Below are 13,514 nucleotides of genomic sequence, written 5' to 3' on the forward strand. Positions count from 1 at the left end.
CATGAGCACGCATCCGACTCCCGAAGAAATACCCATGCAGGACGGCGACGGCCACGACCTGGCCATCCGCGTGCGTGGGCTGGTCAACCGCTTCGGCAGCCAGACCGTGCATGAAGACCTGGACCTGGACGTGCGCCGTGGCGAGATCCTGGGCGTGGTGGGTGGCTCGGGCACCGGCAAGTCGGTGCTGATGCGCTCGATCCTGGGCCTGCGCACACCCGACGCCGGCCAGATCGAAGTGCTGGGCCGCGATGCGCGTGCCGACGACGCCGAGAGCCGCCTGCACATCGAACGCAATACCGGCGTGCTGTTCCAGGACGGCGCCCTGTTCTCTTCACTGACCGTGGGCGAGAACGTGCAGGTGCCCTTGAAGGAACACCACCGCGAATTGCCCGAGCGCTGGCACTACGAGCTGGCGCTGCTGAAGGTGAAGCTGGCCGGCCTGCCCGCCGATGCGATCAACAAGCTGCCATCGCAGTTGTCCGGTGGCATGCGCAAGCGCGCCGGCCTGGCCCGCGCGCTGGCGCTGGACCCGCCGCTGCTGTTCCTGGATGAACCGACCGCAGGCCTCGACCCGATCGGTGCGGCCGCGTTCGACCGCCTGATCAAGACCCTGCAGGAGGCGCTGGGGCTGACCGTGTTCCTGATCACCCACGACCTGGACACGCTGTACGCCATCTGCGACCGGGTGGCGGTGATCGCCGACCGCAAAGTGGTGGCCAACGCGCCACTGCCGGACATCGAGAAACTGGATCATCCGTGGATCCAGGAATACTTCCACGGACCGCGTGCGCGTGCCGCGCGCGGCGAACAGATCGAGAGTGCCTGAGCCATGGAAACCAAAGCCAACTACGTGCTGATCGGCGCGTTCACCCTGATCACCGGCCTGGCCCTGCTGGCCTTCGGCCTGTGGGCGGCCAAGTACTCCTCCGACCGCACCTGGCAGGAATACCGCGTGGTGTTCCGCGAGGCGGTGACCGGCCTGTCGGTGGGCAGCCCGGTGCAGTACAACGGCATCGCGGTCGGTTCGATCATCGAACTGAACCTGGTGCCGGACGACCCGCGCCAGGTGGTCGCACGCATCCGCCTGAACTCGACCACCCCGGTCAAGACCGATACCCGTGCCAAGCTGGCGATCACCAGCCTGACCGGCCCGTCGATCATCCAGCTCAGCGGCGGCACGCCGCAGTCGCCGGCGCTGACCACGGTCAACAAGGACCCGGCGCCGATCATCCCGACCACGCCGTCGGCGCTGCAGAACATCACCGACGTCGCCAACCGCATCGTCGAGCGCATGGACCAGATCCTCAGCGACCGCAACGTGGCCTCGATCAACGCGACGCTGGCCAACCTGGAGACGATCAGCGGCGGCCTGGCCGACCGTGACCAGGGTACCCAGGCGCTGCTGCTCAGCGCGCGCGATGCCGCCCGCAGTCTGGACACCACGCTGAAGACCACCAACGGCACCATCGAGCGCCTGGACAGGAACCTGGTGCAGCAGCTGCCGGGCATCATCGACAAGCTGGACGGCACCCTGGCCAAGCTCGACTCGGCCGCCGGCAACGCCGATTCGATCCTTGGCGAGAACCGCGCCGCGATCAACAGCTTCGCCAATGATGGCCTCGGCCAGCTGGGCCCGACGCTGACCGAACTGCGCGGCCTGATCCGCGACCTGCGCCGGGTCAGCGACCGCCTCGAGAACAATCCCGCGCGCTACCTGCTGGGCCGCGACGCACCGAAGGAGTTCGAACCCAAATGAGCCCGATGCCCCTTCCGCGCCTGCTGCTGGCCGCTTCGCTGGTCACCCTGCTGGGCGGCTGCTCCATCCTTGGCAGCAGCGAGAAAACCGCAGTGACGCTGTACTCGCCCGCCGTGCAGGTGAAGGCCGATCCGGCGTGGCCGCAGGCCAGCTGGCAGCTGGTACTGGCCAAGCCCAGCGCCGCACGCATGGTCGACAGCCCGCGCATCAACGTGCGGCCGACCCCGTCGCAGTTGGAGATCTACAAGGGCGCCAGCTGGGCCCAGCCGGCCACCGACATGATCGAGGACACCCTGCTGCGCGGCTTTGAGGATTCCGGACGCATCCACGGCGTCGCCCGCAGCACCGCCGGCATCCGCGCCGACTACAAGCTGTCCACCGACGTGCGCCGCTTCGAGTCGGACTACCAGGGCCAGGCCACGCCGACGGTGGTGATCGAGGTCAACGCCAAGCTGATCCACGTCGCCGACCAGCGCGTGGTCGCCGACCGTACCTTCCGCCAGGCACAGCCGGTCGGCAGTACCGACGTGCCGGCCGTCACCGCCGCCTTCGAACGTGGCCTGCAGCAGCTGGCGCAGGACATGGTGGGCTGGACGCTGGTCAGCGGGCAGAACGACACTACGGCGGCCAAGCGCTGATAGGCCGAGGGGGTCAGAGCCCTTTCCCGACGGGAAAGGGATCCGACCCCAGAACCCGATGCGTGACGGGGTCGGATCCCTTTCGCGCTGCGAAAGGGCTCTGCCCCCATCGTCATCAACGGGGCGTGATCCAGCGGAACGTCAGGTTGATCCGCTCACCCTGCACGCGCGCCATCTTCGGCAGCGCGTGCTGGTAGAAGCGCTGGGTCTGCCCCGCCATCACCAGCAGGTCTCCGTGGCCGAGCAGATACTCCGCCTTCCGCGCCGGATCGTCGCGCCGCCGCAGCAGGAAGCGCCGCGGCGCGCCCAGGCTCAGCGAGGCGATCACCGGCGCCGGGCCCAGTTCGGGTTCGTCATCACTGTGCCAGCCCATGTAATCGCCGCCGCTGCGATAGCGGTTCAGCAGTACGCTGTTGAAGGCATGTCCACAGAATGCCTGCAGCCGTTCGCGAAGCGGCAGCAGGGCCGGCTGCCACGGCTCAGGCAGGAAATCGGTACCCGAATAGCGATAGCGCGCCTCGGCATCCCCCATCCAGCAGCTCAGGCGGGGCGAATCGACGATACGGCCGAACATTCGGATGCGATGCACCTGCCAGGGGATACGTTGCTCCAGTTGCTGCTGCATAAGGTCCGCCTGGTCCGCGGCCAGCCAGCCCCGATGCCAGTGGATGTCGGCGTCGTCCAGTGGGAAATGCATACCAGCACGCTAGCACACCCCCTCCGCGGCCAGCGACTATGATGGTCGACCGCATTCCTGCGCGCCGCCTGACGATGATGACGATGAAGCACTCCTGGTACAGCCTCAAATGGCGACTTCGCCAGGCGTCCCGCCGGCTGGCCTCGGTGATTCACAACCTGCGCCAGGTTGGCCCGGCCGCCACGCTGCGCAAGGTCAGGGCCGTGCTTCGCCCACATCCACCGGCCGCAGCATCGGTGCCCGATCAAGCAGTGCGCTCTTCCGGCGAGGCGCGCAGCACCGCCCCTGCACGTGCTGGATACGTGCTGGTGCTTGATGCCAGCGCGCCCGATCCGACCCGCGATTCCGGCTCGGTCCGGATGTGCAAGATCCTCCAGTCGATCCGCGAGCTGGGATGGCAACCGGTGTTCATGCCGGACAATGGTGTCATCAGTGCCGACAGTGGCGCCTTCCTCAACGCACTGGGCGTGGACCTGATCGGCATCGCAGGCCGCCCACGCCTCGACCAGTGGCTGCGCGTGCACGGCCAGCAGCTGCGTGCGACCTTGCTCAGCCGCCACCATGTGGCGGCAGCCCACATCGGGCTGATCCGCGATTACGCTGTCGGCAAGGTGATCTTCGACACCGTGGACCTGCACCATGTGCGTGAGCAGCGTGCTGCGGACCTGCGCCAGGACCCGGACCTGCAGCGGCGGGCCGCACGCACGCGGCAAAGCGAGTTCGCCCTGATCAACGCCAGCGACACGACGCTGGTGGTCAGCCAGACCGAGCTGGAGATGCTGCAGGCGCAACTGCCCGGCAGCGACATCCGGCTGCTGTCCAACATCCATGACGTACAGGGGGGCACACGCCGGTTCGAGGAGACCGCTGACCTGTACTTCGTGGGGGGCTATGCCCATCAACCCAACCAGGAAGCGCTGGAATGGCTGGTCGGCGAGATCCATCCCCGCATCCGTGCGCAGCGCCCGGAGATCGTCCTGCACCTGATCGGAGAGATTCCGGAAGACGTGGCGGCGCGCTATGCCGGCAACGGTGTCATCGTCCACGGCCACGTAGCATCACTGCAGCCCTTCCTGTCGCGCTGCAGGATCGCGCTCGCCCCGCTCCTCTCCGGCGCAGGCGTGAAAGGCAAGGTCAATGAGGCCATGAGCCACGGTGTTCCGGTAGTGGCCACGCCCATTGCTGCCGAAGGCATGTTCCTGGTCGATGGTCAGAATGCACTGATCGCGGCAGATACCGAGGCGTTCAGCAACGCCATCCTGCGCCTGTACTCGGATGAGGCGTTGTGGTCCCACATCTCCGAACAGGGCTACCACAACATCCGCGAGCACTTCTCCAGCGATGCGGCGCGCAGGAGTCTGGAAGCACTCCTGCGCGACTGATCACTCCGGCGCGAACGCCGATTCAACCTCGCGCGAACGCCACGCCCGTTTTTTCCTTCAGTTCGTCATCGCTGACACCCGGCGCCGCTTCCACCAGCACCAGACCGGCATCGGTGACGTCGAATACAGCCAGGTCGGTGATGATGCGGTCGACCACGCCGACGCCGGTCAGCGGCAGTGTGCATTCGGCCAGGATCTTGTGCTCGCCGTTCTTCGCGGTGTGCTCCATCAGCACCACCACGCGCTGCACGCCGGCCACCAGGTCCATCGCGCCGCCCATGCCCTTGACCATCTTGCCGGGCACCATCCAGTTGGCCAGGTCGCCCTTGTCGGTCACCTGCATGGCGCCGAGGATGGCCAGGTTGACGTGGCCGCCACGGATCATCGCAAAGCTGTCATGGCTGCCGAAATAGCTGGCACCGGCACGCGCGGTGACGGTCTGCTTGCCGGCATTGATCAGGTCCGCGTCGACTTCGGCTTCGGTCGGGAACGGGCCGATGCCCAGCAGGCCGTTTTCCGACTGCAGCCACACGTCCACGCCCTCGGGGATGTGGTTGGCGACCAGGGTCGGCAGGCCGATGCCCAGGTTCACGTAGGCACCGTCGGTCAGTTCCTGGGCAGCGCGCGCTGCCATCTCGTCACGGGTCCACGCCATGTCAGTTGCCCTCCGCGCGGATGGTGCGCTGTTCGATGCGTTTTTCAGGATGCGCGTTGTGCACGATGCGGTGCACGTAGATGCCCGGCAGGTGCACCTGGTCCGGATCGATGGCGCCGACCGGCACCACCTCCTCCACTTCCACGATGCAGACCTTGCCGGCCATCGCACAGGCAGGGTTGAAGTTGCGCGCGGTCTTGCGGAACACCAGGTTGCCGGCCTCGTCGGCCTTCCACGCCTTGACCAGCGCCACGTCGGCGCGCAGCGCGGTTTCCATCACGTAGTGCTTGCCGTCGAACTCGCGGGTTTCCTTGCCTTCGGCCACCACCGTGCCGTAGCCGGTGGCGGTGAAGAACGCCGGGATGCCGGCGCCACCGGCGCGCAGGCGCTCGGCCAGGGTGCCCTGCGGGTTGAATTCCAGCTCCAGTTCACCGGCCAGGAACTGCCGCTCGAACTCCTTGTTCTCACCCACGTAGGACGAAATCATCTTCCTGATCTGCCGCGTCTCCAGCAGCTGGCCCAGGCCGAAGCCATCGACCCCCGCGTTGTTGGAGATCACGGTCAAGCCCTTGGCCCCGCTGTCGCGCAGCGCGGCGATCAGTGCCTCGGGAATGCCGCACAGGCCGAAGCCTCCGACAGCCAGGGTCTGGCCATCGGCGATGACGCCCTCCAGCGCCTGCGCCGCCGTGGCAAAGCGCTTGCCGCGCTTGCCGGTGGAAGTCACGTGTTCCATTTCTACAGCCCCACACGGGAAGAATGAGCGCATTCTAGCGCTACACCTGCATACCGCTGGGATGCGCCGCAGCATGGCGCCACGGCGCGTTCCGACTCAGCGGGTGCGCAGCGTCTTCACCGCGACGCGATGTTCCAGCGCCAGCAGCACCGCAAACCCCAGCAGCAGTGTTACCGGCATGCGGACTCGATCGACACTGGTGCGCAGGTGCCAGTCCAGGTCATGCGGCGTTCCCAGGTAGACCAGGAAGAGCACCGCTGCGTACGCCAGCGCCGCCAGCATGGCAGCCGATGCCGCCGGAACCCGCAGCACCGGGCGCCAGAGCACCGCCAGCACCAGCAACGGCACCAGCACCCAGACATCCAGCAGCAGGCGCCCGACGATCGGCAGGGTACCGCCCTCGCTGCCAAGCCGCGCCAATAGCTGCGCCTTCATGTCGCTTCCCGCCAGGTCATTGCCAACCCCTGCCTGCCCGACGGCCAGCTTCCATGCCAGCAGTGGCAGCAGGGCCACAACCGCGGCCAGGAGGATGCGCCAGCCCAGGCGACGCTCACGCAGCGCGCCTTCGCCCAGCACCACGGCCGTCAACAGAACCGCAAGCACGGCGCCCTCGTTCTTCAACATCGACAGCACTGCCACCAGCAGGGTGAATGCGACCAGCTCGCGACTACCACCATGCTTCCCGGACATGCGGTAGCGCACCGCTGTCGCCACGGCAGCGACGGCGTAGACCGCCACCAGAGGATCCATGTAGCCGTTGATCAGCATGTCGCGCCCCAGGCGCAGCAGCAGCACTGCGAACAGCACCCCGCACCAGCGCCATCGGAAACTCGGGGCGATCAGCAGCAGTGCCGGCAGCAGCAGCAGCGGTGCCACCGCCTTGGGCAGCAGTTCGTTCCAGTGCCCGGCCAAACCTGCTGCGCAGGCCATCAACAACGGAACCAGCGCGGGATAGTCGTTGTGGCTCCACGGCGCGTAATCATCCAGCTGGGCGTACAACGTGCCCTCCAGGTAGATCCGCTTGGCATGGAAGAGCCAGATCGAACGCGGGTCCCAGCCATCGCTGGGGCTTCCCAGTGCGATCAACACCAGCACCAGAACGGCCAGGACCAGAGGCGCGGTACGCAGGTCACGCACGGCCGACAGGGCGAGCAGCGCGCTGAGCACGACCGCGCAGAATGCCACCTGCACCGGCCAGCCCGTCAGGCCTATGGCGGCCAGGCCATAGCAGAGAAGAATGGAGACCAGCATGGCCAGCGCCGCACGGCGCCCTGATTCAGCGGCAGTCGACAAGAACGACATCTGCCTTCCTCCCTTGGACATGACACTGGTCAACCAGCGGATCACCGGCCCTCAGCAGGCGCTGCGGGGTATCGGTATCGCTGAACCGGACCGGATACAGCGCCTCCCACATGCGTTGCTGGATCAAGGGATCGTCCTTCAGCCCCTGCCCGAGCGAAAGCAGCGAGGGAGCGATCGGCTGCGCGCGTACCAGATCGCGTGCATCCACCACCTCACGTGGTACGGATGCGTCAAATCCCGCGTCCTCAACGAAGGCCTGGCGCAGCAACGACGTCTGATAGTCCGATCGCTTGGCGACCGATACGAGGGAAGCGGCCAACAGCAGCAACAGGAACCCGGCAATCGCCAGGTCCCGGCGCGAAGTGCGCAGGGGGGGAGAGGTGGAGGTCATGTCATCCATGAAACATTTCAAGGAACCAACGGAAAAACCAATGCGCCAGCAGCACCCGGGCTATTGGCAACGATAGTCGGACGGCATCCGGCTGTCGCGGAAAGGATCAGTGAGCGCATCGGTGTACTGCCCCATCAGCAGGCGGTGGGTCGGCAGCAGGTTCTGCCGGTAGAAGCGGCCGAACGATGCGAGGCGCTCGCCGCGCGCGGTCAACCGCACACAACCATCATGGATCTGCACGGTTCCGGACTGCAGCTGCTCGGTCAGGCGCACTTCCACCAGGTGATGCTCGCGGACGTACTCTTCAGTGAACACCTGGCGGAACGCGTCTTCGCGTATCCCACCGCCACGCTGTTGCAGTTTCTCCAGGATGTAGAAGGACAGCGAGCGGTCGATGACGGTCGGGACCGAGATCGCGAACACATAGCCTCCCAGCAACCAGATGGCGGCCAGCTGGATCAGCTCGAGGCGGCTGAAATCCCTGAACCACTTCAACGCATACAGGCCCGCAAACACCACCACCACTGCGATCACCGCGTCGAGGATGCTGGCATACAGCACCACGTTCACGCGGAACTGGCGCATGTGGACGTAGTAGACCAGCAGCAGGACGGCAATGAATGCAAGGGTTGCCAGCGCGGCACGCAGATATTTGTTCATTTGAACACCAGGAACTTGTTGGCGACGAAGCTGACGGCCATCTGCATTCCGGTCGCCAGCACGAACCCTGCGCGGTAGTCCAGGCCCCATCGATCGGCCCAGACGTACATCACCAGCGCATGCAGGACGGCGATCGCGGCGTAGATCAGCAGGAACAGCGAGCCCTGCCGCGCCAGGCTGCCCTGCCTGCCATGGAAAACGAAGTAGCGGCTGCCGAGGAACGACACAGTGATGCCGAAGACCGCTGCAATCGCATTGGCCATCGCGGCCAGCGGGACGTGCAGCACCTCGATGTTGAAGTGCAGCACTCCATAGTGCACTGCGGTGGCGACCAGGCCATTGATCACGTAGCGGACGGCCTGTCCGCCCAGCGCACCCTTAGCCACTGCGGCGGCAGGCATGCAGGACCTCGTCGATGAATTCGCGATAGCTGCCCACGCTCATGACGCCACCGCCGCGCATCATCCCCGACAACATCAGGATGATCAGCGTCAGTGCCGCGGTCTGCAGGAACACCAGCACCAGGATGCCGAATGCCAGCGAGAACCAGCCCTGCGATGCAAAGCCCAGCATCTTCAGCCCGGTGGCAACGATCCCGCCGATGATCGACAGTGCCGCCACCATGGTGCAGGCGATGCCCACGCGTACCAGCACATCCTCGGCAAACACCATCAGTGCACGGAATCCGTGCAGGGCCAGGCCGACGAAGTTCATCTTGCTGCGACCGGCATAGCGCGGACCACGATCCAGCGCACAGGTCTGCACGCGCAGCTTCGAGCCCAGTACGCAGGCTGCAACGTGGATCCACAGCTCCTGCATCGATGCCAACCGGCGCACCGCCGGCATCTTCGCCGCCATGAAGTTGCCGAAGCTGATCTGGCGTCCGCTGAGCAGCGAGAACAGCAGCTTGTAGACGATGTAGAACGACTTGAACTTCAGCGATTCGACCCGGCTGCGACGGCTGGCCACCACCACGTCGACATCGGCCGAATCCAGGCCCGCCACCAGCTCGGTGATGCTCTCCGGCGTATCCTCGCCATCGGAATCCATCACCACGACAATATCATTGCCATCGAAGTGCTCGGCCACATAGCCCAGGCCGATGGCGATCGCACGCTGATGCCCGACATTGCGACGCAGGCGGATCACCACGCCCTCCAGCCCCGAAGCCTCAATGGCGCTGATCGGCAATGGTTGCCGCACCGAGCCGTCGTCCACGGCCACCACATAGGTGTCCGGACCCTGGGTGCGGGCGAGCTCTACGAACAACTTCGAGGAGGCTTCCAGGTCCTCGTAGACCGGCATCACCACGATCTTTCGCATCGTCGCCACCTCAGGCCTGCAAGCGATGGCGGAAGTAGGCGATGGTCTCCTTCAGGCCGTCCTCCAGGCCGACCTTGGGCTCCCAGCCCAGATCCGCTTTGGCCAGGCTGATATCCGGCTGGCGTTGGCGTGGATCATCCGAGGGGAGCGGACGGTACTCGATCTTCGACGCGCCGCCGACCAGACGGAGCACGGTCTCGGCCAGTTCCAGCATCGTGTACTCGGACGGATTGCCGATATTGATCGGACCGGTGAGATCAGCCGGCGAGTCCATCAGCCGCAACATGCCCTCGATCAGGTCATCGACATAGCAGAAGCTGCGCGTCTGGCTGCCATCGCCATAGATGGTGATCGGCTCGCCCTTCAGCGCCTGCACGATGAAGTTGCTGACCACCCGGCCGTCATTGGGATGCATGCGCGGACCATACGTGTTGAAGATGCGCATGACCTTGATCTCCAGCTGATGCTGGCGCCAGTAGTCGAAGAACAGCGTTTCGGCGCAACGCTTGCCCTCGTCATAGCAGCTGCGGATGCCGATCGGGTTGACCCGGCCCCAGTAGCCTTCCACCTGCGGGTGGATTTCCGGATCGCCGTACACCTCGCTGGTGCTGGCCTGCAGGATGCGCGCACGCAGGCGCTTGGCCAGGCCGAGCATATTGATCGCCCCATGCACGCTGGTCTTGGTGGTCTGCACCGGGTCCTGCTGGTAGTGGATCGGTGACGCCGGGCAGGCCAGGTTGAAGATCCGGTCCACTTCCACATAGAGCGGGAACGTCACGTCATGGCGCATGAGCTCGAACCGTGGGTGGCCCAGCAGCCCATCCACGTTCGCCTTGCTGCCGGTGTAGAAGTTGTCCACGCAGAGGACGTCATGGCCGCCCGCGATGAGCCGATCGCACAGATGCGACCCGAGGAAGCCCGCGCCACCGGTCACCAGCACGCGTTTCTGATCGTGAGTGAATTTCAAAGCAAACCTCGATCCTTCTGGAACAGCAGGCCAATCGGCGATGGCCACTCGGGCCATGTCCTCGGTCGTCAGCGCGCAATTGTATGCGAACTGCCTGCTGGCCATGGCCCATCGACGGGGAATCGGCCGGCCCCACTCCCCTGCCAACGCTACTGCCCGGGCGCCCGTGGCTCACCGGCCGTTTGCAGACCCTCCCGCTATAATCGGGTTTCTCTATCCGGATGGACTGGTTCGATGCCCCTGCCCGCCTTCAAGGCCTATGACATCCGTGGCCGCGTGCCCGAGGAACTGAACGAAGACCTGGCCCGCCGCATTGGTGTTGCACTGGCCGCCCAGCTCGCACCGGGCCCGGTGGTGCTGGGCCATGACGTGCGCCTGACCAGCCCGGCGCTGCAGGACGCACTGGCGGCCGGCCTGCGCGGCACCGGCCGTGAAGTGATCGACATCGGCCTGTGCGGCACCGAGGAGGTCTATTTCCAGACCGACCACCTGGAGGCGGCCGGCGGCGTGATGGTCACCGCCAGCCACAACCCGATGGATTACAACGGCATGAAGCTGGTCAAGGAGAAAGCACGGCCGATCAGTTCCGACACCGGCCTGTTCGCGATTTCCGATGCAGTGGCCACCGATACCTCCGAGGCCCAGCCGCCGCGCGCAGGCCTGGCTGCCCGGCACGACAAAAGCGCCTACATCCAGCACCTGCTGGGCTATGTCGATGCCGGCAAGCTCAAGCCGCTGAAGCTGGTGGTCAATGCGGGCAATGGCGGCGCCGGTGCCATCGTTGACCTGTTGGCACCGCACCTGCCGTTCGAATTCATCCGCATCTGCCACGAGCCGGACGGCAGCTTCCCCAACGGCATCCCCAACCCGCTGCTGCCGGAGAACCGCGCCGCCACTGCCGACGCGGTGCGCGAACACGGCGCCGACTTCGGCATCGCCTGGGATGGCGACTTCGACCGTTGCTTCTTCTTCGACCACACCGGCCGCTTCATCGAGGGCTATTACCTGGTCGGCCTGCTGGCCAAGGCGATCCTGGCCCGCAATCCGGGCGGCAGGATCGTGCATGACCCGCGCCTGGTCTGGAACACTGTGGACATGGTCGAGCAGGCGGGCGGCGTGCCGGTGCAGTGCAAGAGCGGCCACGCCTTCATCAAGGAAAAGATGCGTGCCGAGGACGCGGTGTACGGTGGCGAGATGAGCGCCCACCACTACTTCCGCGAGTTCGCCTACGCCGACTCCGGCATGATCCCGTGGCTGCTGATCGCCCAGCTGATCTCCGAAAGCGGTCGTTCGCTGGCCGACTGGGTTGAAGACCGCATGGCCGCCTACCCGTGCAGTGGCGAGATCAACTTCAAGGTCGCCGATGCCAAGGCCGCCGTTGCACGCGTGATGGAGCACTTCGCGGCGCAGTCGCCCACGCTGGACCACACCGACGGCATCAGCGCCGACTTCGGCAGCTGGCGCTTCAACCTGCGCAGCTCCAACACCGAACCGCTGCTGCGCTTGAACGTCGAAGCGCGCGGTGACGCTGCGTTGATGCAGGCGCGTACCGACGAAATTTCCCGTCTGATCCAGCAGTAACCGAGGCCCGCATGAGCAGCATCCAGCCCGTCATCCTGTCCGGTGGGTCCGGTACACGCCTATGGCCGCTTTCGCGCGAGGCCTACCCGAAGCAGTTCCTGCCACTGGCCGGCGAGCTGACGATGCTGCAGGCCACCTGGCAACGCGTCGCCCCACTGGCGGCGCGTGGCCCGCTGGTGATTGCCAACGAAGAGCACCGCTTCGTCGCCGCCGAGCAGCTGCAGCAGGTCGGCGCTGAACCGGCCGCGATCATCCTTGAACCGGTGGGCCGCAATACCGCACCGGCTATCGCCGTGGCCGCGCTGGAGGCCACCCGTGACGGTGCCGACGCGCTGCTGCTGGTGCTGCCCTCCGATCATGTGATCACCGACGAGGCGGCCTTCCGCAACGCGGTGCAGGCCGCCGCCAGTGCCGCTGAAGCCGGCAAGCTGGTCACGTTCGGCATCGTGCCGACCGGCCCGGAAACCGGCTACGGCTATATCAAGGCTGCCGACGGCCAGGGCCTGCGTGCCGTCGAACGCTTCGTCGAAAAGCCCGACCTGGAGACCGCCACCGGCTACGTCAGCAGCGGTCAGTACTACTGGAACAGCGGCATGTTCCTGTTCAAGGCCTCGCGCTACCTGCAGGAACTGGAGTGCTTCCAGCCGGCGATGCTGGCCAGCAGCCGCCAGGCCTGGCAGCAGGCGCGCCGCGATGCCGACTTCACCCGCTTGGACAGGGATGCCTTCACGGCGGTGCAGTCGGACTCGATCGACTACGCGGTGATGGAAAAGACTGCCGATGCAGTCGTGATCCCGCTGGATGCCGGCTGGAACGACGTCGGTTCGTGGACCGCGCTGCGCGATGTCTCGCAGCAGGATGGCGACGGCAATGCCCACCAGGGCGATGTGATCGCCATCGACTGCCGCAATACCTATGCCTATGCGCAGCGCCTGGTGGCCCTGGTCGGCCTGGACGATGTGATCGTGGTCGAGACCGACGACGCCGTGCTGATCGGCAAGGCCGACCGCATGCAGGAGGTCAAGACGGTAGTGGCGAAGCTGAAGGCTGAAGGCCGCAGCGAGGCGACCTGGCACCGCAAGGTGTATCGCCCGTGGGGCGCCTACGACTCGATCGACAACGGTGAGCGCTTCCAGGTCAAGCGGATCACGGTCAAGCCCGGCGGCACGCTCAGCCTGCAGATGCATCACCACCGCGCCGAACACTGGATCGTGGTCAGCGGCACCGCGGAGGTGACCCGCGGCAACGAGGTGATCCTGCTCAGCGAGAACCAGAGCACCTACATCCCGCTGGGCGTGACGCATCGCCTGCGCAATCCCGGCAAGCTGCCACTGGAACTGATCGAAGTGCAGTCGGGCAGCTACCTGGGCGAGGATGACATCGTGCGGTTCGAGGATACGTACGGGCGCAGTTGAGGCATCAACGC

Annotated in this window: 15 protein-coding genes; 6 read left to right on the top strand and 9 right to left on the bottom strand. The window is 65.8% G+C overall.

What is annotated here, in order from left to right; genetic code table 11:
- The first annotated feature begins 1 nt into the window (after position 1).
- The 3 genes from AC5P5X_RS06665 to AC5P5X_RS06675 are packed head-to-tail and all read left to right on the top strand — an operon-like array spanning position 2 to position 2,397.
- Positions 2-829, top strand: coding sequence for an ABC transporter ATP-binding protein (locus tag AC5P5X_RS06665; protein WP_005408001.1), 828 nt, complete (start codon positions 2-4; stop codon positions 827-829).
- A 3-nt stretch (positions 830-832) separates the two neighbouring features.
- Positions 833-1,759 carry an MlaD family protein gene (locus AC5P5X_RS06670; RefSeq protein ID WP_005408000.1) on the top strand — a complete coding sequence of 309 codons (927 nt, stop codon included), beginning with the start codon at positions 833-835 and terminating at the stop codon, positions 1,757-1,759.
- The gene (locus tag AC5P5X_RS06675) at positions 1,756-2,397 is read left to right on the top strand and encodes an ABC-type transport auxiliary lipoprotein family protein (RefSeq protein ID WP_111189313.1); all 642 of its coding nucleotides are present in this window, start codon (positions 1,756-1,758) and stop codon (positions 2,395-2,397) included. The genes AC5P5X_RS06670 and AC5P5X_RS06675 overlap by 4 nt, the downstream gene beginning before the upstream one ends.
- A gap of 115 nt (positions 2,398-2,512) precedes the next feature.
- On the opposite strand, the gene AC5P5X_RS06680 is transcribed toward AC5P5X_RS06675, so the two are convergent.
- Positions 2,513-3,094: an alpha-ketoglutarate-dependent dioxygenase AlkB family protein gene (locus AC5P5X_RS06680; RefSeq protein WP_111173915.1), complete on the bottom strand. Its 582-nt coding sequence runs from the start codon at positions 3,092-3,094 to the stop codon at positions 2,513-2,515.
- Between the two features lie 83 nt (positions 3,095-3,177).
- Here AC5P5X_RS06680 and AC5P5X_RS06685 point away from each other — a divergent pair, with 83 nt between their 5' ends.
- Positions 3,178-4,476 carry a glycosyltransferase gene (locus tag AC5P5X_RS06685; protein ID WP_181453352.1) on the top strand — a complete coding sequence of 433 codons (1,299 nt, stop codon included), beginning with the start codon at positions 3,178-3,180 and terminating at the stop codon, positions 4,474-4,476.
- A 22-nt stretch (positions 4,477-4,498) separates the two neighbouring features.
- On the opposite strand, the gene AC5P5X_RS06690 is transcribed toward AC5P5X_RS06685, so the two are convergent.
- The 8 genes from AC5P5X_RS06690 to AC5P5X_RS06725 all read right to left on the bottom strand — a co-directional run bounded on the left by AC5P5X_RS06690 (position 4,499) and on the right by AC5P5X_RS06725 (position 10,507).
- A complete protein-coding gene (locus AC5P5X_RS06690; RefSeq protein ID WP_111173913.1) occupies positions 4,499-5,131 on the bottom strand; it encodes a CoA transferase subunit B in 633 nt (210 codons plus the stop codon).
- Between the two features lies 1 nt (position 5,132).
- Complete coding sequence (locus AC5P5X_RS06695; RefSeq protein ID WP_111189312.1) at positions 5,133-5,864, bottom strand: CoA transferase subunit A; 732 nt, start codon at positions 5,862-5,864, stop codon at positions 5,133-5,135.
- A 96-nt stretch (positions 5,865-5,960) separates the two neighbouring features.
- Positions 5,961-7,166 carry a hypothetical protein gene (locus AC5P5X_RS06700; protein ID WP_111173911.1) on the bottom strand — a complete coding sequence of 402 codons (1,206 nt, stop codon included), beginning with the start codon at positions 7,164-7,166 and terminating at the stop codon, positions 5,961-5,963.
- The gene (locus AC5P5X_RS06705) at positions 7,141-7,566 is read right to left on the bottom strand and encodes a hypothetical protein (protein WP_111173910.1); all 426 of its coding nucleotides are present in this window, start codon (positions 7,564-7,566) and stop codon (positions 7,141-7,143) included. The genes AC5P5X_RS06700 and AC5P5X_RS06705 overlap by 26 nt, the downstream gene beginning before the upstream one ends.
- 51 nt (positions 7,567-7,617) lie before the next feature.
- The gene (locus AC5P5X_RS06710; RefSeq protein WP_111189311.1) at positions 7,618-8,217 is read right to left on the bottom strand and encodes a hypothetical protein; all 600 of its coding nucleotides are present in this window, start codon (positions 8,215-8,217) and stop codon (positions 7,618-7,620) included.
- Positions 8,214-8,618 (bottom strand): GtrA family protein, encoded by a 405-nt coding sequence (locus AC5P5X_RS06715; RefSeq protein ID WP_111189310.1) that lies wholly within the window; start codon positions 8,616-8,618, stop codon positions 8,214-8,216. Before AC5P5X_RS06715 ends, AC5P5X_RS06710 begins: the two co-directional genes overlap by 4 nt.
- Entirely contained in the window at positions 8,596-9,540 is a 945-nt protein-coding gene (locus tag AC5P5X_RS06720; protein ID WP_099527085.1) for a glycosyltransferase, read from the bottom strand. Before AC5P5X_RS06720 ends, AC5P5X_RS06715 begins: the two co-directional genes overlap by 23 nt.
- 10 nt (positions 9,541-9,550) lie before the next feature.
- Positions 9,551-10,507, bottom strand: coding sequence for a UDP-glucuronic acid decarboxylase family protein (locus tag AC5P5X_RS06725; RefSeq protein ID WP_099527084.1), 957 nt, complete (start codon positions 10,505-10,507; stop codon positions 9,551-9,553).
- A gap of 234 nt (positions 10,508-10,741) precedes the next feature.
- On the opposite strand from AC5P5X_RS06725, the gene AC5P5X_RS06730 reads away from it, so the two are divergent.
- Both AC5P5X_RS06730 and AC5P5X_RS06735 read left to right on the top strand, forming a co-directional pair.
- Positions 10,742-12,088 (top strand): phosphohexomutase domain-containing protein, encoded by a 1,347-nt coding sequence (locus tag AC5P5X_RS06730; RefSeq protein ID WP_150359453.1) that lies wholly within the window; start codon positions 10,742-10,744, stop codon positions 12,086-12,088.
- Between the two features lie 11 nt (positions 12,089-12,099).
- Positions 12,100-13,503, top strand: a complete 1,404-nt coding sequence (locus AC5P5X_RS06735) for a mannose-1-phosphate guanylyltransferase/mannose-6-phosphate isomerase (protein ID WP_111189308.1) — start codon at positions 12,100-12,102, stop codon at positions 13,501-13,503.
- Positions 13,504-13,514 lie beyond the last annotated feature (11 nt).

Source organism: Stenotrophomonas sp. YJH_SMC_91 (genome assembly GCF_059368495.1).

Coding starts and splice junctions, on each gene's coding strand:
- AC5P5X_RS06665 (WP_005408001.1), top strand. CDS start 2: ATGAGCACGCATCCGACTCCCGAAGAAATACCCATGCAGGACGGCGAC.
- AC5P5X_RS06670 (WP_005408000.1), top strand. CDS start 833: ATGGAAACCAAAGCCAACTACGTGCTGATCGGCGCGTTCACCCTGATC.
- AC5P5X_RS06675 (WP_111189313.1), top strand. CDS start 1,756: ATGAGCCCGATGCCCCTTCCGCGCCTGCTGCTGGCCGCTTCGCTGGTC.
- AC5P5X_RS06680 (WP_111173915.1), bottom strand. CDS start 3,094: ATGCATTTCCCACTGGACGACGCCGACATCCACTGGCATCGGGGCTGG.
- AC5P5X_RS06685 (WP_181453352.1), top strand. CDS start 3,178: ATGAAGCACTCCTGGTACAGCCTCAAATGGCGACTTCGCCAGGCGTCC.
- AC5P5X_RS06690 (WP_111173913.1), bottom strand. CDS start 5,131: ATGGCGTGGACCCGTGACGAGATGGCAGCGCGCGCTGCCCAGGAACTG.
- AC5P5X_RS06695 (WP_111189312.1), bottom strand. CDS start 5,864: ATGGAACACGTGACTTCCACCGGCAAGCGCGGCAAGCGCTTTGCCACG.
- AC5P5X_RS06700 (WP_111173911.1), bottom strand. CDS start 7,166: ATGTCGTTCTTGTCGACTGCCGCTGAATCAGGGCGCCGTGCGGCGCTG.
- AC5P5X_RS06705 (WP_111173910.1), bottom strand. CDS start 7,566: ATGGATGACATGACCTCCACCTCTCCCCCCCTGCGCACTTCGCGCCGG.
- AC5P5X_RS06710 (WP_111189311.1), bottom strand. CDS start 8,217: ATGAACAAATATCTGCGTGCCGCGCTGGCAACCCTTGCATTCATTGCC.
- AC5P5X_RS06715 (WP_111189310.1), bottom strand. CDS start 8,618: ATGCCTGCCGCCGCAGTGGCTAAGGGTGCGCTGGGCGGACAGGCCGTC.
- AC5P5X_RS06720 (WP_099527085.1), bottom strand. CDS start 9,540: ATGCGAAAGATCGTGGTGATGCCGGTCTACGAGGACCTGGAAGCCTCC.
- AC5P5X_RS06730 (WP_150359453.1), top strand. CDS start 10,742: ATGCCCCTGCCCGCCTTCAAGGCCTATGACATCCGTGGCCGCGTGCCC.
- AC5P5X_RS06735 (WP_111189308.1), top strand. CDS start 12,100: ATGAGCAGCATCCAGCCCGTCATCCTGTCCGGTGGGTCCGGTACACGC.